Raw genomic sequence first — 21,277 nt, 5'->3', positions numbered from 1 at the left:
CTTCAGACACATCAAGATCTTGCTGCAAATATTCATAACCACAAAAATATTGCCAATAAATATTTTCCTTTAGCTCTTCCTCCGTAAACGAATCAGAACCGTTGTACATAGCTTGAAGCATTGATAGTGCTAGCATTACTCTATGATCTTTCTTATTTCTACCAAATTGCTTGATTTCAATGTTAGGCAATGCTCTGGCTTCAAGTTCAGACCAATTTACTAAATCCCTTAGTTTATATAACTTGTTTTTAGGATTTAGTTTTGTAGATAATTTCTCTTCAAATAACCTTTCTTGTTTTTGGAGAAAAGTAATATTTTCTATAGGCATAATTTTAAAATCCGTAAGCTTTATGCGGTAATTATACCATTTTCTTATGGATTTTGTAAGCTGTTTATGACATGAAACCCCTTGTTAATTCAGGCGGGGAGAGTTTTGACGGAGGGACTATCTATAAAGGTAAAATAAGTAATTATTAATTCACTGAATAAGCGGCTAAGATTAAATATAGCTAAAGATTAACAAAGAATAATTTGAAAAAGTTTATAAAAAATAATTCTGATCATTAAAGATTATGAGCGATGTTGAACCAGTAACACAGGTTTTTTTAAACTCACTGCTTAAAGCAGGCGGGCCGCCTCTCAATAAGCTTTCAATCCAGGATGCGCGTAATGTTCTGGTAAATGCTCAAAGCGGCAATATCAAGATATCTCCGGTAGAGATTGAAGACCACGATATTCCTTGTGGCCCTGATAAGAAAGTAAACATTAGAATTTTCAAACCCACCTCTAACAATGACAAGCTTCCAGCGTTTATATATTTTCATGGTGGAGGGTGGATATTAGGTGATAAACATACTCACTACAGGCTAATGTGCGAAATTGCTCATGGAGCAAATGTTGCTGTGGTCTTTATTAATTATGACAGATCGCCTGAAGCACAATATCCTGTAGCGATAGAGCAATTATATGGGGCTACTAAATATATCTCTGAACATGGTGGGTTATTTAACCTGGATATCTCTCGCATTGTTATAGGCGGAGATAGTGTTGGCGGAAATATGACGGCAGCTGTCACTTTGCTTGCCAAAGAACGCAAGGGACCGAAAATCGATTTCCAGATCCTGTTATATCCTGTTACAGATGCAAATTTTGATACTGGTTCTTATAATCAGTTTGCAACGGGTTATTTCCTTACTAAAGAAGCTATGAAGTGGTTTTGGGATGCTTATCTGCCAGATAGGAATAAGCGTAATGAACCTACAGCATCACCACTTCAGGCCTCTTTGGAGCAGCTAAATGGGTTACCTCCTGCGCTGGTGATTACTGGTGAGAACGACGTATTGCGAGATGAAGGGGAAGCATATGCTCGTAAATTGATGAACGCTGGCGTTAACGTAACTGCAATCAGGTTTCAAGGTACAATTCATGACTTTGTAATGCTGAATGCTATAACTGAAACCCCTGCAGCCAGGGGGGCAATTGCTTGTGTGAACGATAAACTACGTAGTATTTTTGGCTCTGTTACAAACGGGGAATGAGATTAAAATTATATAGAAATCGTGTTTATATTTGCAACAGCGCCATAAATACTGAGATGTGATTCTAAATAATCTTGTCAGCTTTTGCCAGTAGTTCTTTTGGAAATACTATTCCAAGTTTAGCTGCCGCGCTTTGATTCAGAAATAATTCTGTACCTTTTGGAAACTCAACATTCATTTTGTTTATGTCTTCTCCGTTTAGTATTCTTGCAATCAAACGGGCTGTTTGCTTACCAATTTCGTATTGATTTGGACCAAGCGCAGCTAAAGCGCCATCTTTTACGATATCAGTATCACTTACAAACACAGGTATTTGTTGAGCGTTCGCCGCTTTTATTATTGTTTTTAATGCGGAAAGAGCCATGTTATCGTTACTAATAAATATTGCATCAACAAGCAAGCTAAGTTTAACAGCGCTTTGATAAACTTCAGAAGTTTTGCTAGCAGTTATTCCTATCACTTCTAGCCCATATCTAGGACAAATTTCTTTTAGCATATTAAGTAAAGTAATGGAATTTAGCTCTCCAGGATTATATAAAAACCCTAGTTTTTTCATTGTTGGCTTTATTTTCTGGAACATCTCAATTTGGGGTTCAAGAGCAACAAAGTTTGATACACCGGTAACATTGTCGCCCGGCTGGTCAAGCCTGTTCACTATTTTTGCTCCTACTGGGTCAGTAACAGAAGTAAAAACTAATTTTACTTTTCCCTCTTTTGCATATTTAACAAAGGACTGTGCTGTGATTGTGGGGTTGCCAACAACCACATCTGGGTTTAGGCTAACAAGTCTTGCTGATATCTGATTTGCTAATATTGTGTCACCTTGAGCATTGTGTATTTTCAAGTCTAAATTTTTACCATTTATATATCCCAACTCAGCAAGGCCATCAATAATTCCTTTTGTAGTCATGTCAAGCGCTGGGTGTTGAACTAATTGGTTGATATAGACCTTCTTCACAGTCTTTGCAGTATCTTTAGCATCTGCAATTGATAATGAACTTAAAAAAATTGCAATTAACCAAATAAAAGTTTTAACCATTTTTATTCTCCGAGTTTATTTAAAATATTTTTATATCCGCCATATTTTTCTTCTTTCAAGAACCTAGCCACTCTTCCTATCGTGGTTAAGCTTGCCCCAGTGATTGCATGTATTTCTCTATAAGACAAAGTTTCTTTTGCTAATAGCTGACAAACTTTCCACCTTTCTTCTAGCGACCTTAATTCAGCAGGAGTACATAGATCCTTTAAAAAGGCATTTAGCTCTTCTTTCGTTTTTATAATTAGAATTACTTCTAATAAATCCACTGCTGCGTGTTTATGCATTGTCTACCTACCTTGTTTTGTGCTATTGTACTAGCATAGTAATACAACAGTACAATGTCAATAGGATTTATTATTATTGTAGAGAAATGAGAGTTTAGGTTAGAAAAATACGAACTATGTTTGTTTTGGATAAGTAATATGTAGGAATGCTAGGGATATAAGAATTACAGGTAATAAGACCTGTTAATGGAGAGGCACTACTATGTCTAGAAATCTATAAAGCAGAAGTTGGCCTTAAGAATTGTTTCTTACCGAAAGGACAATATAAGAACAGAAAGCAACAAAAATACTCACAAGCCCAAGCAATGTAACCATTAGTATACTCCATATTGTCTGATACAAATAGATGGTACAATAAGTTGGTAGATAACACAAGTTAATTTTTAAATTATTCGGTAATAAATTGGTAGCTTTATACCTCAATTTATCTTCGAGCTACGCCTAACATTCAGATTAAATAGCACTGAATTTACTATAGCAAAATAAAGAAAATGCAATTATACTGCTCTGCTTATATAGACCAAACCAAAGCATAGAAGATATGACAAAATTATCATTCCAAGAATTAATTTTGAAACTCCAATATTATTGGCAGGATTATGGATGTGCCATTTTGCAACCTTATGATGTTGAAGTAGGGGCTGGAACATTTCACCCAGCAACTGTTTTAAGATCGCTTGGTTCTAAGCCATGGAATGTAGCTTATGTGCAGCCATCTAGAAGACCAACTGATAGTAGATATGCTCAGCATCCGAATAGAATGCAGCATTATTATCAGTTTCAAGTTATATTAAAGCCCTCGCCAGATGACATTCAAGATCTATACCTAAAAAGCCTAGAGCATCTTGGAATTGACATGCAAGCACATGATATTCGTTTTGTAGAAGATGACTGGGAATCGCCAACTCTAGGTGCTTCAGGACTGGGGTGGGAAGTATGGTGCGATGGAATGGAAGTATCACAATTTACTTATATGCAGCAAATTGGTGGTATAGATTGCAGGCCAGTAGCTGGTGAGTTAACTTATGGCTTGGAGAGGTTAGCGTTGTATATTCAAGGAGTAGATGCGGTTAAGGATTTAGACTGGAATGGCCAAACTGGAGAAAAAGCATTGACTTATGGACAAGTAGCTTTTGAAGCAGAGAAGCAGTTTTCAAAATTTAATTTAGAATTAGCAGACACTGAAATATTATTTCGCCATTTTGAAGATGCTGAGAAGCAGTGTTCGGCATTGATCAAGGAAAACTTACCTATGCCTGCATATGAATATTGTATAAAGGCGAGCCATTTATTTAACCTACTTTGTGCAAGAGGAGTGGTTAGTGTAACTGAACGTGCAGCGTATATAGCAAGAGTTAGGCACTTAGCAAAATTATCTTGTGAGAATTGGATAGAAATGGATAAATCATGAGCGAATTATTATTAGAGTTATTTTCTGAAGAAATTCCTGCAACGATGCAGCAAAAGGCGGCTGTTGCGTATGAAGAAATTTTTGCCAAATATTTTCAAGAGCAAACAATAAGTTTTGCTAGTATTAAATCCTATGTTGGTCCTAGAAGGCTAACTATTCATGTTACTGGCATTGGGGCTTATATTTCGGCAAGTAAAAAGGAAGTAAAAGGGCCGAAGACATCGGCTCCAGAAAATGCAATTCATGGTTTTTGTCATTCAAATGGTATTAGCAAAGGCTTGCTATCTCGTCAGGAAATAAAGGGAGTAGAGTATTTTGTATATGAGCAAATGACAGCCGAGCAGCAAACAAAAGATATACTGCAAAAAACCTTAATGGATCCTATTTCGACATATGTTTGGCCAAAATCAATGTTTTGGGGTGATTATCAAATAAAGTGGGTTCGTCCACTTAGAAATATCATGTGTATATTTGATGGGCAGACGCTTGATTTTAAATATGGGCACTTAGTAGCAAATAATAAAAGTTTTGGCCACAGATTCATGAGCCCAGAACCATTTGAAGTGACTAATTTTGCTGAGTATAAACAAAAATTATCTGATAATTTTGTGGTACTTGACCACTTTGAGCGCAAAGTGTATATATCCAAAGAATCTAACAAAATAGCAGCCAAAATGGGTTTGGTTATAAAGGAAGATAACGATCTTTTAGAAGAAGTGACTGGGCTTGTAGAGTATCCCCAAGTTTTACTTGGTTCGATAGATCAAAAATTCTTATCTGTGCCAAGTGAAGTGTTGAGCAGTTCAATGAGGAGTCACCAGAAGTATTTTAGTCTATTTGATCAAAAAGGTGACTTTGCTCCGTACTTTCTGTTTGTATCAAATATTGCCGCAACTAATCCAGAATTAGTTGTCCAGGGAAATGAAAAGGTTTTATCCGCCAGGTTGTCAGATGCTTTGTATTTTTATAACCAAGATTTGAAAACTAAGCTAAACCAAAAATCTCAAAAACTTGATAAAATTATATTTCACGCAAAGCTGGGTACTGTGGGTGATAAGGTGCAGCGAGTAGCGAAAATTGCTGAATACTTGTTACCAAATAATGAAGATATCGTAAAAGCAGCCTTAGTTTGTAAGAGTGACATTGTCTCTGAAGTTGTGGGAGAGTTTCCAAATTTGCAAGGTATAATGGGGTATTATTACGCAAAATATGAATCGTTAAATGAAGATGTTGCTGTTGCTATCCGTGATCATTATAAGCCCCAAGGACCTAGTGATAGTTGTCCAACCGGTATTGCAGCGTTTTTGGCTTTGGCTGATAAGATAGATAGTCTATGTGGTTTAATGCTAGCCGGAGAAAAGCCAAGTGGTTCAAAAGATCCATTTGCGCTTAGAAGACAAGCACTTGGTATAGTTAGGATCGTTTTAGAAAACGAGTTACTTGTTAATATTTCAGAGCTAGTTGATGTAGCGGTTAGCGGCTATAGTGTTTATAAGAAGGATGCTAATCTTTGCAGTGCAAGCCAGATAATAGAATTTCTAGAAGATCGTATGCGTCACTTTCTCAAAGATGAATATTCTCATGAGTTAGTTAATGCGGTTTTGGACCTTGAGAAAGAACCAAGCCTTGTTAATACTAAGATTAAACTAGATTCCTTGCAAAGATTCGTGAAAGAAGACGCTTATACTGATTTAATCATTGCCTATAAAAGAGCTAGTAATATTGTTGCTGGCTTTGTTGGTAAAAATGAAAAAATCAATGAATCTTTATTTGATAATAACTATGAAAAAAATCTATATAATTTCTTACAAGATTATGAGCCAAAAATTAAAGCAGAGATAATGGCAAAAAACTACTCTGAGAGCTTAAAGATGCTCGCTGCTATGCGAGCTCCAATATCAAGTTTTTTTGATAATGTGATGGTAAAAGTTGATAATCAAATTGTGGCCAATAATCGTCTTTTATTGCTTAGCAAGGCAAAGCAGATTTTTGATCAGATTGCCAAATTTGACCAACTATAGATTGACACTGAAGGCTAGTTGCAATACCATCAATAATGGTTGTTAGTTATATATAAACAAAGATTGTTGTTAAAAAACTAAAATCAAACTATTGTGAGTAAATATTAATATATTATTAAGGAGAGCGATTATGAAGAAAATGTTGGGTGGTATTAAGAAACATGGATTGGGCGGCGCTGTAAATAAGCAGCTAGGCCAATGGGCAGAACCTATAGCAGTGCAAGCGGAAAAAATAGAAGGTGGAGTAGAGAAACATGGTGGACTAGGAGAAGCTATGGTTGCTCAGGTACATGCATGGACAGCGCCTAGTAGTTCCGATGAGTCGGCACTAAGAAGAGAAGCCGAAGAATTAGAAGCAAGAAGAGCTGTAGAAGAAGTAGCCAGAAGAGAAGCCGAAGAGTTAGCAGCAAGAAGAGCTGTAGAAGAAGTAGCCAGAAGAGAAGCCGAAGAGCTAGCAGCAAGAAGAGCTGTAGAAGAAGTAGCCAGAAGAGAAGCCGAAGAGCTAGAAGCAAGAAGAGCTGTAGAAGAAGTAGCCAGAAGAGAAGCTGAAGAATTAGTAGCTAGAAAAGAAGCTGAAGAATTAGTAGCTAGAAAAGAAGCTGAAAAGTTAGCATCAAGAAGGGAAGCTGAAGAATTATCGGCTAAAAAACAAGCTGAGAAACCAACTTTAAAAAAGTTCATGCTTGATTTTCTTAGAAAATCTGAGGATATTGAAGATGATGTTGCGTTTTCTACTATTGCTAAGCTTCATGAATCACAAGAAGATAATGCAACACTAGCTCAAATGTTATTCAGTTTAAAAGATCCAGTAATTAATAAAGAAGTGATTTCTTGGTTTGTTCCTGCGATGGGTGAAGGCGCGGTAGGTGATGATGTTGCTGACGATTTTTAATAATTGTCTGTTCATTATGTTATGAACGATATTAAGAAAGCTGCAAGCATAATTCAAAACGGTGGCCTGGTTGCATTTCCTACGGAAACTGTTTACGGCCTTGGAGCTGATGCTTGCAGCCAATCTGCCTGTTTAAAAATTTTCGAGGCAAAGGGTAGGCCATCTAATAACCCGCTCATAGTCCATGTAGCCTCATTACAAGACGCTAAAAATATAGTGCAGTTCAATGACAATGCAGAGAAGCTTGCTAGCCTCTGGCCTGGTCCACTTACTTTAGTTCTCCCGAAAAAAGATAATGCCGAACTTGCGCAGTGCGTAACGGCGGGGCTTAATACTGTAGCAATCCGTATTCCAGCTGATTCTGTAGCTTTGAGTTTGATCAAAGCTAGTGGGAGGCCGATTGCAGCGCCGAGTGCTAATAAATCTGGTACTTTAAGCTCAACAAATTATGAACATGTGAAAAAAAATTTTGGGGATGAAATATTTATATTGACCTCAAATAGTCAAAGTGCTTATGGCCTTGAATCGACTATTATCGATCTTACCTCATCAGTTCCCACCATATTACGTTTTGGCTTTATTACTCCATGTACTTTAGAAAAATTGCTTGGCAAGAAAGTTGAAATTGCTTCAAAATTGTCAGAAATAAAAGCTCCAGGTATGCTTCTAAAGCATTACTCACCTAAAACCAAGCTGCGTCTAAAGGCGGAGTCTTTGAGAAGTTCAGAAGTTGGGTTGAACTTTGGTAACAGCCAACTTAACGTGGTTGGATCAATGAATTTGAGCCTTAGTGCAGACACAATAGAAGCTGCTGCAAATCTCTTTGACTATTTACATGTTTTGGATGAATTTTGCCTGAAAAATAATATAGATTCGATTGCAGTTGCTGATATTCCAAATATTGGCATAGGCCTTGCCATAAATGACCGACTTGCTAGAGCAGCAGAGTAGTAGTCTATAAATTTCCTAGTTAACCTGAACTATGTATAAGTCGTATGGTTTTTTATACCGGGGCTCGCTGTACGCACCGTCATCCTGAATTTACTTCAGGATCTCATGAGATAGAAGCAGATGCTGAGTCGAAGAGATATACAAAACCAATCGAGTTCAGCACGATGGTAGTAGATAAGAAGATACCGGATCAAGCCTGGTATGACTGCATTTCCTATTTATAAGGATTTTTATCCAGGGGATATTATAGCCATTCAAGTTGAATTAGGTACAAAGCTTGCCACGACAAGCAACCTTCGAAGGGTACATTCAGAAGAAAAACACAGATCCAGGGTTTGATCCTGGATCTTCTTTCATTGCCCGAGATCCGTAAAGCAAGTTCAGGATAACCTGACTACGCCTTACGTTCTTAAACTACGATCTTTTTTGCATCTGAGGACATATCATATAAAAAAACAGCGCCCAAATTATGAACGCTGTTTTTTATCGAAATCTAATGCCTAGGGACTATAGATTAACTTTTAGTTTTAATGTACCAGTATGTGACTGGAATTTTTTAGCTAAACCAAGATCGTATCCAGCAGAAATTTCATACATATCTGCTTGAATTCCTTTTACTGAACCACCAATGTTATAAAAACCTTTCGAGATTTTTTGTGCAGGTGTAGCAATAGCATCAATACCATTCACAAGTGTAACTGAAGTGGCTGAGTTTTTAGTGTTGAAAGCATAATCCACGTTGGCGTGAATTTCAGGAATAACTTTCATTGAACCGCCCATGTCAGCAACATATTTTGCAGTAATTCCAGCTAAGCCAGAAGTTCTGTTAGTTGTTCTTTTTGCAACTGATCTGTTTAGGCCGTTACCACTTTCTTTATAACCCTTAACTTGGATGTTAGCATATGAAGCACCAACGGTAGGAACTAAATGTACTTGTGGAGCCACTTCATAGTCATAGCCGACTTCAAGTTTTGCCGCCATAGAATCAGCTTTAGTTTTTGCACTAGCTATATTGTTTGCAAGGTCGCCAGTAGCTCTTTTTTTCTTAATGTTAGATTTACCATACTGACCTTGTCCACTTACGAACATTTCATTAGTTACATCAAATTTACCATAGATAGTAACGATGTGAGATTTAACATCTTCTTTGTTAGAAGTGTTGGCTTTATTTTTTATATCATTTACAAAAAATGAGTATGCCACACCAAGGAGAGTCTCGTCTCCTGTATCAGCTCCTAGGGTAACTCCTTTTTGATCCAATTTGTATCCAGGTGCATTACCATGTGCTTTTTGGGTACCTCTTGATAGGCTACCTTGAGCCCAGATTCCATAAGTTTGCATTAAGTCACCAGCAGAAACAGCAGAAAATCCACCAATTCTTGAATCAACAACTCCTCTTGAGATTACTAGTGAATTCATTAAACCTTCTGAAAGAGCGCTATCTGATTTTTGTACATTAGGCACTTTAGTTGCATCCTTAACATCTCTGACTACATATCTGTCAATCTCTCTTTTTAAGTCATTTAACTCAGCTAGGCTTTGTGTTTTTGAAGTTTTATTACCGGCTGCTTGTTTTTCGATTTTGGTAATATGTTGCTTTAGATTTTCCTGAGTTTCTTTAGAATTTCTTGCTTCAACAAACTCTTTTAGAGAAGCTACTTGTTTAGATAGTGAATCTAATTTAGCTGCTTGCTCTGTGGTAAGAGTTTTGAGCTTACGCAATTCATTTCTTTGCTCAATAAGTTGGCTTACGTTAGAATCTTGAGCGACAGCTGTTTCTATTGTAGCAAATTTTGCATTAGTTCTACTTTCTGTTTCTAAGAGAGCAATAACATTTGCTGGATCTCCGCCCTGTTGTAGGTATTGAAATTGGCTGAATATCTCTTTAAGATTATCTGATAAACCATCCTCATCCCCAACACCAATATTATCTAGTGCAAAACCTCCTGCGTTAAGATATAAATCTCTTTCGGATGAAGATAAGGTAGATAGCCCAGCAAGTAATTCATTGAAGCCTTGAGTAACTTCCCCTGCGTCGAGCTCCGCATCAGCAGCTGCTATAACCGCAATTAATTCTCTTTGAAGAGCGTTATTGCTAATTAGATCAGTAAGGAAAGCTTTTCCTGAGTTTTGTCTAACTGTAACCTTATCAGCTGCGGTCAAGTTATCTGTTAGTGCTTCCATTGCTGTGTTTAAAGTGGCAAAGCTGGCATAGGGTGTATTATTAATAGTAAAAGTATTGTTGCCTGTATATGCAATTATGTAATCAGTAGCATTAGCAGTAGTTGCTGAAAGTGCTGATACCAAAGCAGTTGTTAAAAGTAATTTTTTTGTCATGACTTTCTCGTTAATTTATTATAAAAAATCGAATTTGGTGAGCATTATATGCTGATCAATTATCCGATAGGTTAATTGTCCGAGACTTAACATATAAAAATATTAACATGGGGTAAAGTATATTTTTTGTTAACTATTCATAAACTATATGTACCACAAGTTATGTGTCTTTTTTATCACGATTATCTAATTTATCGGAACTATGGATGAGGATATAGAGTCATGTAGTTTTGTACTGGAATTTGGGATGCGCGCCGTTATCCTGAACTTGATTCAGGATCTTCTTCTGTTGCTTGGGATCCGGCTCAAGTCCTCGGTATAACTGTGTTACTTTTGGTAAACCAGGCAGGTATAAGCTATAGCCAAAGCATCAGATTCGTCAAGCGTTACGTGTTCCATATCTCCTGACATTATGATTTTTACCATATGCTTAACTTGTTCTTTCTCGGCATGCCCAACTCCAACTATTGTTTTCTTAATCTTGTTAGGGAGGAATTCATAATAAGGCAACCCAGTTTTGCCTATTACTGACATTAATGCACCTCTGACGTACCCAAGTTTTAATGAAGATATTGCATTAACATTTACAAAAGTTTCTTCCATGGCGATTATTTCTGGTTTATGGAGTTCAATTACTTGCTCAATGGAGCTGACTAGCTGCGCAAGTCTGGTATGAATAGGAGTTTTAACACTAGTCTTTACAACGCCGCTAGCTATGTAGTATATTTTAGGTGAATTAAAACGAATCATTCCCCAGCCAAGGCAAGTTAGCGCAGGATCAATACCAAGAATTCTCATTAGTTACTCTTAATTTTGTACAATTTAGTGTATTTATTCTGATATAAAACTTTATAGCAACCAATCTAGATAAGAGTGTGGCCATAACCATAATAATATAGAAAAACGAGTCGTCCTGAATCGAGTTCAGGATAACTTTGCTACGCCCAAGCTAAGTTCTTCTTACTAGGATACTTGTTTACTATAGCGTCAATTTTCAAAATTATAATTTATTATTTTTTATATCTCTTTAGAAGGTTAATGCTTTTCCTTCCTTTTTAAATGTTTGATACAAAACAGGAATTACAAAAATTGTGAATAAAGTACCAACCAACATTCCGCCAATAATCACTAGGCCTATAGAATTGCGAGATGCTGCTCCCGCACCGCTTGCTAGAACCAGAGGTATAGCCCCGCATATGGTTGCAATGCTTGTCATCAGAATTGGGCGCAAGCGAAGTTTTGACGATTCAATTACTGCTTCGGCAATTGTTCTTCCTTCATGACGAAGTTGATTGGTAAATTCAACTAGCATAATAGAATTTTTGGTAACTAGGCCAATGAGCGTAACTAAACCAATATTACTGTACATATTTATAGTATCATTAAAGAGAAGGAGTGCAACGACTCCACCAGTTATAGAAAACGGAACTGCCATTAAGATTAACAACGAATCACCAAAGCTCTCAAATTGAGCGGATAGTACCAAGAATATAAACAAGAGAGCAAATAAGAACGTAATAAGTGTATCGCCGCTCGATTCTTCCATTTGTTTAATTTGACCCAGATACTCTAGTTTCGATTTATTTGTATCTATAATTTCTTTTGCTATTTCTTCGATTACTTTAACTGCATCATTAAGGCTTTTGCCTGGAGCAAGGTCGGCGCTGATTTTTATAGATCTTGAATTATTATAATGACTATATTCTTTTACACTGATTGTCTCTTTAACATCAGCAACAGATTCAAGTGGCAATATATTGTTTTCGTCATTTTTTACAAATATCTTTTTTATATCTGTTGGACTGCTTTTATTTTCTATATTATAGCCAATTATAACGTCGTAAATATCAGTTCCCATCCTAAAGTCACCGACTTGTCGTCCAGCTATTAAATATTGTATAGTTTTGCCGATTGTCTCAATATTAACACCATATCTGTAGGCTTTTTCCCTGTTGACTATAATATCTAAGGTAGGGGTTGATGCTTTAAAGTCTCGCTCTGAACCTACAAAAATTGGGTTCTTATTCATTTTATCCAGAAACAATTGTGAAATAGTATCAAGGTCAGAGTATTCAAGTGAAGATTGAATATTAAATTCAATTACTTTGTTGCCACCGCCACCACCTATCGATGGCGGACTAACAGCAAATATAGACATGCCAGGAATTTTTGAAAACTTTTGATTCAATTCTTGCTGTATCTGGGCTTGAGACTCATTTCTTTCTTTCCAGTCTTTTAAAGGAACGAAGGCCATAGCGCTATCACCGCCACCCCATCCAATAACATCAAAATACCCTAGAACAGATGGGGTGTTGTTTAACACTTCTTCTGCAGCTAAAACTGTTTTAAGAGAAGAAGATACGCTAGAGCCTTCTGGCCCAGTAAAAAAGACTTGTAAGAACCCCTGATCTTCATCAGGTACAAAAGTTTTGTTGACGTTAATGAAGCTAAGGATCAGTACTATCACTGAAGCAAGACAAATAGAATAGAATTTCTTTTTGTTATCAAGAGCTAGTTCAAGATAATGGATATATTTTTGCTGTACTTTTAACAAATAATAGTCAAATTTTTGTAAAAATTGAGGCTTACTATTATTAGTTGTTATCATCCGACTGGACATCATAGGTGTTAAAGTTAATGCCACAAATCCTGAAAAGAGGACGCAAAAAGCAAGAGTCCAAGCAAATTCAATAAATAGTTTTCCTAAAAATCCTTCAATAAAACCAATCGGTAGAAATACTGATGCCAAAGTGATCGTCATAGCAACCACAGCAAAGCCAATTTCCTTAGAAGCATCAAATGCTGCCTGTATTGGTGTTTTTCCTAATTCATGATTATGTCTGAATATGTTTTCAAGCATAACGATTGCATCATCAACCACCAAGCCAATTGCAAGTATCATAGCAAGGAGAGTAAATGTATTTATTGTAAAACCCAGCATATACATTGCTGAAAATGTACCAATTAATGAAATTGGTATAGTTACTAGTGGAATTAGCGTTATTCTTGCTGATCCTAAGAATAAATATATGACTGCTGCAACAAGGGCAATTGCCTCAAAAATTGTGTGATAAACTGAGCTGATTGAAGCTTTGACAGGTATTGCTGCATCGTAAGCAACTTCGATTTTTATGCCAGCAGGAAGATTTTTTCTGATTTTTGGCAGCTCTGCTCTTACTGAATCAGAGAGCTCGATAATATTAGCCGTTGATTGTTTTATTAACCCAACAGCTAAGGATTGTTTACCGTTATAGCGCAAGATTACATCATTTTCAACAGGCTCAAGTCTAACATTTGCAATATTTTTGAGTTTTATTATGGTTCCATCAGGATATTTTTTGACAATTATATTCTCGAATTCTTCTGGAGAGTTAAGGGTTGCATTAAGTTTTAAAGAAAAATTTCGTACATCGGTTTTAATCGATCCGGCTGGATAATCTTTGTTCTGCTCGCGAATAGCTATCTCCAAGTCTAAAGGCGATAATTTATGCTGAAACATCTTAGTATTAAGTGGTTCAATACGCATGCTGTAGTATTTAGCACCAAAGATCCTTGAATTACCAACTGTTGGCAACTTTTCTAAAACAGATTTTATTTCATTATCAGAAATTCTTGTTAACTCTAACTCATCATGTCGTGAACTATTTATACTGATCCATAGGCTAGGCCAAGCGTCTGAGTCCATTTTTGCAACTGAAGGCATCTTCATATCATCAGGAAAAATTTGACCAAGGTCAGAGATCATCGAGCGAACATCATTAAGAGCTATTTCAATATCAGCTTCAAGGTCAAAGGCCAGCATAATATTGCTTTCACCAACAGCGCTTGTAGAAGAAATCGATTCAAGGTTTTTTACGGTTTTAAGTGCCTTTTCTATGCGTTGAGTAATTTGGCGTTCCATATATAAAGCATCGGCACCTGGATATTCAGTGCGGACGGTGATTAGTGGTGGATTAATGTTAGGAGTTCCTCTTACTTGTAATTTAGTAAAAAAGATTGCCCCTAATGACAAAATTATCAAGCTCAAGACTGTAGTAAAAACTGGCCTTCTAATACAAATTTCAGGTAACTGCATAGCTTTTTATTTCACTTTACTTGTTCTTTACCTTGATTCTGGGGAGCTTTTTCAATTAAGCGTACCAAAGCACCGTCATATATTTTAGTTAATCCTTCAAGGACAATAGGATCACCAGCTTGAAGCTCCTCAGAGGATATTTCAATCAAATCATCAGACCTAGTTTTTGTTATTATATAAATTTGTTTAACTTTATTATCTTTATCTATTTTATAAACAAAATTGCCTTTATTATTCTTAAGTACAACTTTTTCAGGAAGGGCAAGGCCTTTATGACGATCAAAAATGATCTCAGTTTCTACATAACTACCATGTAGTATTTTAGTATTAGGTGGAAAAGATAGCTTTGCCGTAATGGTTCCATTGTCATTCAAATAATTTGAGATAGCAGTGACTTTGCCAAGCACTTTATTACCAGTAAGGTCTCTCACTGAAACGTCAGAATTTTTATTGATTTTTCCGTTAAGTGATTCTGGAAGTTCAACAAATATAATTTTTTCACCCACAGCAATTATAGTAAAAAGATAATCTCCCACCTTTGTATCATTGCCCACTTGTGTAGGAACTACCCCAATAGAACCATCAAAAGGCGCTTTAATTATCATATTCTGATATTTTTCATTTTCAGTTGCCAAATCGGCTTTAGCTGTTTCTAAAGCTACTTTCGATTTATCCAGCACTTCTTTACTTATAATTTTCTTTTTCCAGAGTGAAAAATCCCTGTCATAGGTACTTTTAGCTGATTCAAAAGATGCCTCAGCTTTAGTTTTTGTGGCCTCGGCAATTTCCAAATCGATAGTAAGTAACACGTCGCCTTTCTTTACTTCTTGGCCTTGGGTGATTGCTATTGAATCAATAGTTCCTGCGGTCTTAGCGTAATATGTTTTACTATTTTCTGCTCTTGACTGGCCGACAACTACAAATCTTTCATAAAAATCGTGGTACTGAACTTTTGTTATTTCAATATCTACGGCATCTTGAAAAGATGCATAAGCCAGTGTTGGCAAATAAACTAGGGGCACCAGCATTATAAAAATAAACTTCTTTCGAAATCCTATTTTCAAAGTGTACAATAAATTTCTAAATAAAATTCTTAACATAAGATAATTTTAGGGTATTAAAAAAATTTTAATGAATACTCATTGTACAGTGGATGATTACCAAAAACCAGTAAAACTAAAAATCTGTAAGCAAAAAAATAGGCGGCTTTACAAAAAGCCGCCTATAATTTTGATAAAGAAAAACTTTACTTAATCTACAAACACGAAGGTTTTAGTCACCTACATCACAAGTTGCGTTGTCAGCATCTCCGCTTAAGAAAGCAACTAATCTTGGTGCACTGAATATTATACCAACACCAGCAGCAGTTGCAGCAGCAATACCCCAATTAAGTTTACCAAGGAATAAACCAACTCCAACTGAGAATATAGCAATTGTTGCTATACCTCTTGCTATACCACCAGAAAGGTTAGCTACTAATCTACATAGTGTTTGTCCGACCACGTCGTTGTCTTCAGCTGCAGGAGCAGCGGCTGCAAATGCGGCCTCTGCAGAAGTAAGGATTACGCAAATTGCAGCGAATAGCAAAACCAAACGCCATACAAGGTCAGCATTAAGTTCAATTTGAAATTTTGTGGAATTCATCTTAGTACACCTCGAAATAATTATTAAATAAGAATTAAACACAAGATTGAGTTTATATATTTACTTCTATTAGGGTCAAGCATTTTACACAAAAATTAAAATATGATTTGCTGAATAATGATCAATTGTGTGTTTTTTATGTTTTTAGTATTACAACTTGAGGAAATCAGAGATAAGAAAGAGCGATCCAGTAATTATAATTGTTGAAGGAATATTACTTTTGTTAATTATAATCTCGATAGCGTCCTTAATAGAATCTGCACAGGTAAACTTAATTCCACTTTTGCTGGCTTTGTCTGCTAGTATACTTGCACTATAACTGGATGGTTCGGACTCAACGTTTACTGCAATTCCACCTTGTACGATATCTTTGAAATGAACGCAAAACGTTGCGGCATTTCTTTTTCTGGTCATACCTAGTATCAGATATATTGGTCCCTGCAAATTTTCCGAGGCCCAGTGCGACAGGCTAAGAGCTCCAGAATCGTTATGTGCTCCATCTAGATATATTTGAATGTCTTTGCGGCCAGTGAGTTTTTTTGTTTTTTCATTTGGTATTCGCTCAATCCTGCCCGGCCAGTTTGTTGAAGTTAAGCCTTTAGCGATTTGGGGCGCAGTAATTTGAAATTCTTTATTTACAAGCATTGTAGCAGCTATAACCGTTGCTGCACTCCGTATTTGATGATCACCAAGTAAACTAGGGTATGGAAGGTCAAGATTATATTTTCGGGATAAATATCTGAAACCAGTATCTGTTTTTTCAGAGCAATAGTCATATTCATAGCAAAAAGAAGGTGCAGCTCTTTCTTCACATGTGGAAAGAAGAACTTCGTATACTTCGGGTGTTTGAGGTCCAATAATACAAGGTACATTTGTTTTTATAATTCCTGCTTTTTCACTTGCTATCTGTTTGATATCTTTACCAAGAAATTCGGTGTGATCAAAAGAAATTGGGGTAATTATTGTAGCAAGTGGCGATGAAATGACATTTGTGCAATCAAGCCTTCCACCAAGGCCAGTTTCTAAAAGTAATATATCTGCCTTTGTCTCGGCAAAAGCTAGAAATGCAGCTGCTGTAGTACCTTCAAAAAAAGTAGGTTGAATATTTTCTTTTTCCGCAGCAAGCTTGGTTCGTTCAAGGAAGAAATTTAGTTGATCGTCAGATATAGGTTTGCCAGCAAGGTTAATTCTCTCATTGAACTGAAGAAGATGAGGAGAGGTGTAAGTATGCACAGAATAGCCGGCCTGGATAAAAATACTTTTTAGCATAGCTACTGTGGAACCTTTTCCATTTGTGCCAGCAACATGAATAGTTGGTGGGAGTAAATTTTGTGGGTTGCCAAGGGCTCCAAGCAAGCGGAAACTACCGCTTAAGTTAAACTTACCCGGTATTTTCCATATAGGAACTGGAGGCCAATGAGGAATATTAACCATAGTAGTGTAAAAGATGTTATTGATTGACAAAAGGATATAAAATCTACTAAATATATCAAGTTAAAACTCATAATTACAATAGCATGATTAATATAACATTTCCTGATGGTTCTAAGAAGCAGTTTCATAAGGGTATAACCGGAGCTGAAATTGCTTCTTCTATTTCAAAATCACTGGCAAAATCTGCCATGGTGGTATCGGTTGATGGAGAGCTTAAAGATTTATCTCTGCCAATACATAAAGATTGCGTATTAAGAATACTTACAGAAAATGATCCAGAAGCTTTGGAAATTATAAGGCATGATGCCGCTCATATTATTGCAGAAGCTGCAAAAGAACTTTTTCCTGACATACAAGTAACAATTGGGCCAGCAATAAAAGATGGTTTTTATTACGATTTCGCTAGAAGCGTTCCATTTACAACAGATGATCTTGCAAAGATTGAACTCAAGATGCACGAGATTGTAAAACGCAATGAAAGCTTTAACAGAGAAGAGTGTTCTAGGGAACAAGCTATTAAGATGTTCAAGCAAATGGGCGAGCATTATAAAGCAGAAATTATTGCCTCGATACCGGAAGACCAGACTATTACCTTATATCGTCAAGGCAATTTTGTTGATTTGTGCCGAGGGCCACATTGTCCATCAACTGGAAGAATTAAGCATTTTAAGTTAATGAAAGTAGCTGGAGCTTATTGGCGAGGTGACAGTAATAACGAAATGTTGCAGCGTATATACGGTACAGCTTGGGCGACAAAAGAACAGCTTGACGAACATTTATATAGGCTAGAAGAGGCTGAAAAAAGAGACCATAGGAAGCTTGGGCGAGAGCTTAATCTATTCCATTTTCAAGAAGAAGCTCAAGGTATGGTATTCTGGCATGAAAAAGGATGGAATCTGTATCGCACCATTGAAAGCTATATAAGGAGGAAATTACAAAAGGCCAACTATATAGAAGTTAAAACACCTCTAATGGTAGATAGAAAGCTTTGGGAAGCATCCGGTCACTGGGAAAAATTCAGAGAAGATATGTTTACAGTTGAAACTGAAGATAGGACTTATGCTCTAAAGCCTATGAGTTGTCCGTGCCATATTCAGATCTTTAACCAGGGTACAAAAAGTTATAGAGACCTACCAATTCGTATGGCAGAATTTGGTTGTTGTCATCGTAACGAATCCTCTGGTGGCTTGCATGGATTGTTACGTGTAAGGAATTTTGTTCAAGATGATGGGCATATTTTTTGCAGTGAAGATCAAATAAATGCAGAAACGGTAGAGTTTTGTAAATCTTTACTTGAAGTTTATAAAGATTTTGGTTTTTTAAAAATCAAAGTCAAGTTTTCTGATAGACCAGATGTGAGAGCTGGTGAAGACTCTGTTTGGGATAAGGCTGAATCATCTCTAAAGGCGGCTGTTGAAGAGGCTGGGCTTGAGTATGAAATGAACCCAGGCGAGGGGGCGTTCTATGGTCCGAAGCTTGAGTTTGTTCTGACTGATGCGGTCGGTAGGGATTGGCAATGCGGTACTTTTCAGGTAGATTTTGTTCTTCCTGAGAGGCTATCTGCTGAATACGTTGCTCCGGGAGGGGAAAAAAAGAGACCAGTTATGCTACATAGAGCAATCATTGGTACTTTTGAGAGATTCATCGGAATTTTAATAGAAGAATATGCTGGAAAATTTCCACTTTGGCTTGCTCCTACTCAGATCGCACTCGTCGGTATAACCAATGATCAGGATGATTACTTAAGTTCATTGAATGCCAAACTTATTGATGCTGGGATTAGATCTGAGCTTGACATTTCAAGGGAAAAAGTGAATTATAAAATACGAAATTTTTCTAACTTGAAAGTGCCGATTATTGCTGTTGTAGGTAAAAAAGAGCAAGAAAGTGAAACCGTTACGCTGAGATATCTTGGTTCTGACGAGCAAAAAACAATTAGTGTAGATGAGTTGATTGCTCTGGTTTTAACAGATAATAAGAAGTATTTTGGTTAGATTACTAAGTATAATTTATTAAATTTTGTGGAGAAGTTCTTATAACTGAGATTAAAAAAAGTAAATTTCCTAAAGCGAATAAGGAAATTAAGGCGGCAGAAGTTCGGTTGGTTGACGCTGAAGGCGAAATGATGGGTGTTGTTACTTTGCAAAAAGCGATGCAGATAGCCGCTGATGCAGGTCTTGATCTTGTAGAAATTTCTCCAAATGCTGAGCCCCCTGTTTGTAAAATACTTGATTTTAGTAGATTTAAATATGATGCCAAAAAGAGGCAGCAAGAATCGAAAAAGAAGCAAAAAAAAGTTTCTTTAAAAGAAATGAAATTCAAAGTAAATATTGGTCAGGGCGACTTAGATGTTAAATTGAGAAAAATCAGACAGTTTCTTGAAGATGGAGATAAAGTAAAAATCTCTTTGTGGTTCAAAGGAAGAGAGATTGTTCACAGAGATAAAGGCAAAGAGCTTTTTGATAAAATTATAGAAAATTTAGGCGCCATTGCTAAAATTGAATCTGAGGCAAAGATGGAAGGGAAACAGATCGTTATGGTGCTTAGCTCGCAGTCTATAGCAGAATAAGCGTATACAAGCTGTATGGATATAAAATATTAACAGGAAAGGCCTAATTCTATGAAGGTTAAAACAAATATTTTAGTCATCAATGGCACCTCAACCTCAGGAAAATCATCTGTAGCTAAATCCTTAATGAAATTAAATCCAAATCTTATTGAAGAAGATCTCGATCTAATGCGTAATCCAACTACTCCTGCAACTCCAGAAATGGAGCTTGTAATGATTAATAATGCAATAGATCATGTTTTAAAAGGGAAGCAGGTTATTTTGCATCTTTTTCATCCGTCAAATCTTTCCAAATGTATGACCGCAAGAGGAATAGAAGATATTTCTGTAAAAAAAGCGCTGATGTTTTGTCCGATTGAAGGGCTTGTAGATAGGTTAGATGAGAGGAATAGTAAAGCACTAAAGGTTGATGCACAAAATACTCGAGATTATTTAATGCCGTTTGATCAATTTAGTAAACTTTATACCAAAACGCTTGAAAAACAGATTGCGTTAGAGACATTGAGTTTAGAAAAAGTCACAAAAATTTATGGTGACCAGTTTGACAAAATGATTCAGTATGCTAAGCAACAAAAGCATAATCTTCCTTCTGAAGAGCAAATTTTAATTGATAAACAAGAATCATTAAAGGATTTTTTAGCAAATCTTGGTTTTGAAGAAAGTTTATTATCTATTGAAATTGCGCCAAGGGAAACCTGGGATTTTATTTATAATACATACAATGATTATTGTGACGAAGAAGGAATTACAAAGATTGCCGGTGATCTTTATGCTGCCTTTGACTAATGCATTAACCTGAACTATGAATAACCTCAGTTCGATGTAATAAGTGAATATTTTTAAGTAAAAATCAGGGCAAAGCTCCGTCATCCTGAACTTGATTCAGGATCTCAGGCACCAAGAAAGAAGATCCTGAATCAAGTCCAGGATGACTAGGTTTTAGAGGATCTTGGGCCAAAGACATGCGAAGCCCAACAAGGTACAATCCCATAGTTTAGGTTAGATAGTCTCTCCGTCAAAACTCTAAATTTTTGATATAATTTCAAGAATTTCAAAAATAAATCACCGCACATTCATTTTTT

Annotated in this window: 18 protein-coding genes; 9 read left to right on the top strand and 9 right to left on the bottom strand. The window is 36.4% G+C overall.

Annotated elements, in window-relative coordinates:
- On the bottom strand, window positions 1-328 hold a 328-nt coding region (locus tag Megvenef_RS01375), incomplete at its 3' end, for a transposase (protein ID WP_322776028.1).
- Window positions 329-572: 244 nt separating this feature from the next.
- On the opposite strand from Megvenef_RS01375, the gene Megvenef_RS01370 reads away from it, so the two are divergent.
- Window positions 573-1,538 (top strand): alpha/beta hydrolase, encoded by a 966-nt coding sequence (locus Megvenef_RS01370; protein WP_322776213.1) that lies wholly within the window; start codon window positions 573-575, stop codon window positions 1,536-1,538.
- 64 nt (window positions 1,539-1,602) lie between these two features.
- Here the strand turns inward: Megvenef_RS01370 and Megvenef_RS01365 are convergent, their stop codons facing one another.
- Together Megvenef_RS01365 and Megvenef_RS01360 are read right to left on the bottom strand one after the other, a co-directional pair.
- The gene (locus Megvenef_RS01365) at window positions 1,603-2,577 is read right to left on the bottom strand and encodes an ABC transporter substrate-binding protein (RefSeq protein WP_322776212.1); all 975 of its coding nucleotides are present in this window, start codon (window positions 2,575-2,577) and stop codon (window positions 1,603-1,605) included.
- A 2-nt stretch (window positions 2,578-2,579) separates the two neighbouring features.
- On the bottom strand, window positions 2,580-2,861 hold the full coding sequence (locus tag Megvenef_RS01360; RefSeq protein WP_322776211.1) for a YerC/YecD family TrpR-related protein: 282 nt from the start codon (window positions 2,859-2,861) through the stop codon (window positions 2,580-2,582).
- 541 nt (window positions 2,862-3,402) lie between these two features.
- On the opposite strand from Megvenef_RS01360, the gene Megvenef_RS01355 reads away from it, so the two are divergent.
- From Megvenef_RS01355 to Megvenef_RS01335, 5 genes are all read left to right on the top strand, one after another.
- Window positions 3,403-4,272, top strand: coding sequence for a glycine--tRNA ligase subunit alpha (locus tag Megvenef_RS01355; RefSeq protein ID WP_322776210.1), 870 nt, complete (start codon window positions 3,403-3,405; stop codon window positions 4,270-4,272).
- Complete coding sequence (gene glyS, locus Megvenef_RS01350) at window positions 4,269-6,293, top strand: glycine--tRNA ligase subunit beta (RefSeq protein WP_322776209.1); 2,025 nt, start codon at window positions 4,269-4,271, stop codon at window positions 6,291-6,293. Before Megvenef_RS01355 ends, glyS begins: the two co-directional genes overlap by 4 nt.
- Window positions 6,294-6,423: 130 nt before the next feature.
- Entirely contained in the window at window positions 6,424-7,185 is a 762-nt protein-coding gene (locus Megvenef_RS01345) for a hypothetical protein (protein WP_322776208.1), read from the top strand.
- A 21-nt stretch (window positions 7,186-7,206) separates the two neighbouring features.
- Window positions 7,207-8,136 carry an L-threonylcarbamoyladenylate synthase gene (locus Megvenef_RS01340; protein WP_322776207.1) on the top strand — a complete coding sequence of 310 codons (930 nt, stop codon included), beginning with the start codon at window positions 7,207-7,209 and terminating at the stop codon, window positions 8,134-8,136.
- Window positions 8,137-8,337: 201 nt separating this feature from the next.
- Complete coding sequence (locus Megvenef_RS01335; protein WP_322776206.1) at window positions 8,338-8,475, top strand: hypothetical protein; 138 nt, start codon at window positions 8,338-8,340, stop codon at window positions 8,473-8,475.
- 168 nt (window positions 8,476-8,643) lie between these two features.
- Here the strand turns inward: Megvenef_RS01335 and Megvenef_RS01330 are convergent, their stop codons facing one another.
- The 6 genes from Megvenef_RS01330 to Megvenef_RS01305 form a co-directional block, all read right to left on the bottom strand.
- Window positions 8,644-10,473, bottom strand: coding sequence for an autotransporter outer membrane beta-barrel domain-containing protein (locus tag Megvenef_RS01330; RefSeq protein ID WP_322776205.1), 1,830 nt, complete (start codon window positions 10,471-10,473; stop codon window positions 8,644-8,646).
- Between the two features lie 327 nt (window positions 10,474-10,800).
- Window positions 10,801-11,271: a crossover junction endodeoxyribonuclease RuvC gene (ruvC, locus tag Megvenef_RS01325; protein ID WP_322776204.1), complete on the bottom strand. Its 471-nt coding sequence runs from the start codon at window positions 11,269-11,271 to the stop codon at window positions 10,801-10,803.
- Between the two features lie 229 nt (window positions 11,272-11,500).
- Complete coding sequence (locus tag Megvenef_RS01320) at window positions 11,501-14,548, bottom strand: efflux RND transporter permease subunit (RefSeq protein WP_322776203.1); 3,048 nt, start codon at window positions 14,546-14,548, stop codon at window positions 11,501-11,503.
- A gap of 11 nt (window positions 14,549-14,559) precedes the next feature.
- Window positions 14,560-15,576, bottom strand: a complete 1,017-nt coding sequence (locus tag Megvenef_RS01315) for an efflux RND transporter periplasmic adaptor subunit (RefSeq protein WP_322776202.1) — start codon at window positions 15,574-15,576, stop codon at window positions 14,560-14,562.
- A gap of 244 nt (window positions 15,577-15,820) precedes the next feature.
- A complete protein-coding gene (locus Megvenef_RS01310) occupies window positions 15,821-16,192 on the bottom strand; it encodes a TrbC/VirB2 family type IV secretion system protein (RefSeq protein ID WP_322776201.1) in 372 nt (123 codons plus the stop codon).
- A 150-nt stretch (window positions 16,193-16,342) separates the two neighbouring features.
- Complete coding sequence (locus tag Megvenef_RS01305) at window positions 16,343-17,626, bottom strand: bifunctional folylpolyglutamate synthase/dihydrofolate synthase (RefSeq protein WP_322776200.1); 1,284 nt, start codon at window positions 17,624-17,626, stop codon at window positions 16,343-16,345.
- 83 nt (window positions 17,627-17,709) lie between these two features.
- On the opposite strand from Megvenef_RS01305, the gene thrS reads away from it, so the two are divergent.
- The 3 genes from thrS to Megvenef_RS01290 are packed head-to-tail and all read left to right on the top strand — an operon-like array spanning window position 17,710 to window position 20,981.
- Complete coding sequence (gene thrS, locus Megvenef_RS01300) at window positions 17,710-19,620, top strand: threonine--tRNA ligase (protein ID WP_322776199.1); 1,911 nt, start codon at window positions 17,710-17,712, stop codon at window positions 19,618-19,620.
- Between the two features lie 17 nt (window positions 19,621-19,637).
- Window positions 19,638-20,195: a translation initiation factor IF-3 gene (gene infC / locus Megvenef_RS01295; protein ID WP_322776214.1), complete on the top strand. Its 558-nt coding sequence runs from the start codon at window positions 19,638-19,640 to the stop codon at window positions 20,193-20,195.
- 51 nt (window positions 20,196-20,246) lie between these two features.
- On the top strand, window positions 20,247-20,981 hold the full coding sequence (locus Megvenef_RS01290) for a hypothetical protein (RefSeq protein ID WP_322776198.1): 735 nt from the start codon (window positions 20,247-20,249) through the stop codon (window positions 20,979-20,981).
- The last annotated feature ends 296 nt before the right edge of the window (window positions 20,982-21,277 follow it).

It is taken from the genome of Candidatus Megaera venefica (assembly GCF_034554655.1).
GTDB classification, from domain to species: domain Bacteria; phylum Pseudomonadota; class Alphaproteobacteria; order Rickettsiales; family Rickettsiaceae; genus Megaera_A; species Megaera_A venefica.
This window is presented reverse-complemented; position numbering and strand designations above follow the sequence as displayed.

Bases quoted from the DNA above. Each gene is read 5' to 3' on its own strand.
- Megvenef_RS01365 (WP_322776212.1), bottom strand. From the start codon at position 2,577: ATGGTTAAAACTTTTATTTGGTTAATTGCAATTTTTTTAAGTTCATTA.
- Megvenef_RS01290 (WP_322776198.1), top strand. From the start codon at position 20,247: ATGAAGGTTAAAACAAATATTTTAGTCATCAATGGCACCTCAACCTCA.
- Megvenef_RS01355 (WP_322776210.1), top strand. From the start codon at position 3,403: ATGACAAAATTATCATTCCAAGAATTAATTTTGAAACTCCAATATTAT.
- Megvenef_RS01310 (WP_322776201.1), bottom strand. From the start codon at position 16,192: ATGAATTCCACAAAATTTCAAATTGAACTTAATGCTGACCTTGTATGG.
- glyS (WP_322776209.1), top strand. From the start codon at position 4,269: ATGAGCGAATTATTATTAGAGTTATTTTCTGAAGAAATTCCTGCAACG.
- Megvenef_RS01330 (WP_322776205.1), bottom strand. From the start codon at position 10,473: ATGACAAAAAAATTACTTTTAACAACTGCTTTGGTATCAGCACTTTCA.
- Megvenef_RS01340 (WP_322776207.1), top strand. From the start codon at position 7,207: ATGAACGATATTAAGAAAGCTGCAAGCATAATTCAAAACGGTGGCCTG.
- ruvC (WP_322776204.1), bottom strand. From the start codon at position 11,271: ATGAGAATTCTTGGTATTGATCCTGCGCTAACTTGCCTTGGCTGGGGA.
- Megvenef_RS01360 (WP_322776211.1), bottom strand. From the start codon at position 2,861: ATGCATAAACACGCAGCAGTGGATTTATTAGAAGTAATTCTAATTATA.
- Megvenef_RS01345 (WP_322776208.1), top strand. From the start codon at position 6,424: ATGAAGAAAATGTTGGGTGGTATTAAGAAACATGGATTGGGCGGCGCT.
- Megvenef_RS01335 (WP_322776206.1), top strand. From the start codon at position 8,338: ATGACTGCATTTCCTATTTATAAGGATTTTTATCCAGGGGATATTATA.
- Megvenef_RS01370 (WP_322776213.1), top strand. From the start codon at position 573: ATGAGCGATGTTGAACCAGTAACACAGGTTTTTTTAAACTCACTGCTT.
- Megvenef_RS01305 (WP_322776200.1), bottom strand. From the start codon at position 17,626: ATGGTTAATATTCCTCATTGGCCTCCAGTTCCTATATGGAAAATACCG.
- Megvenef_RS01320 (WP_322776203.1), bottom strand. From the start codon at position 14,548: ATGCAGTTACCTGAAATTTGTATTAGAAGGCCAGTTTTTACTACAGTC.
- Megvenef_RS01315 (WP_322776202.1), bottom strand. From the start codon at position 15,576: ATGCTGGTGCCCCTAGTTTATTTGCCAACACTGGCTTATGCATCTTTT.
- thrS (WP_322776199.1), top strand. From the start codon at position 17,710: ATGATTAATATAACATTTCCTGATGGTTCTAAGAAGCAGTTTCATAAG.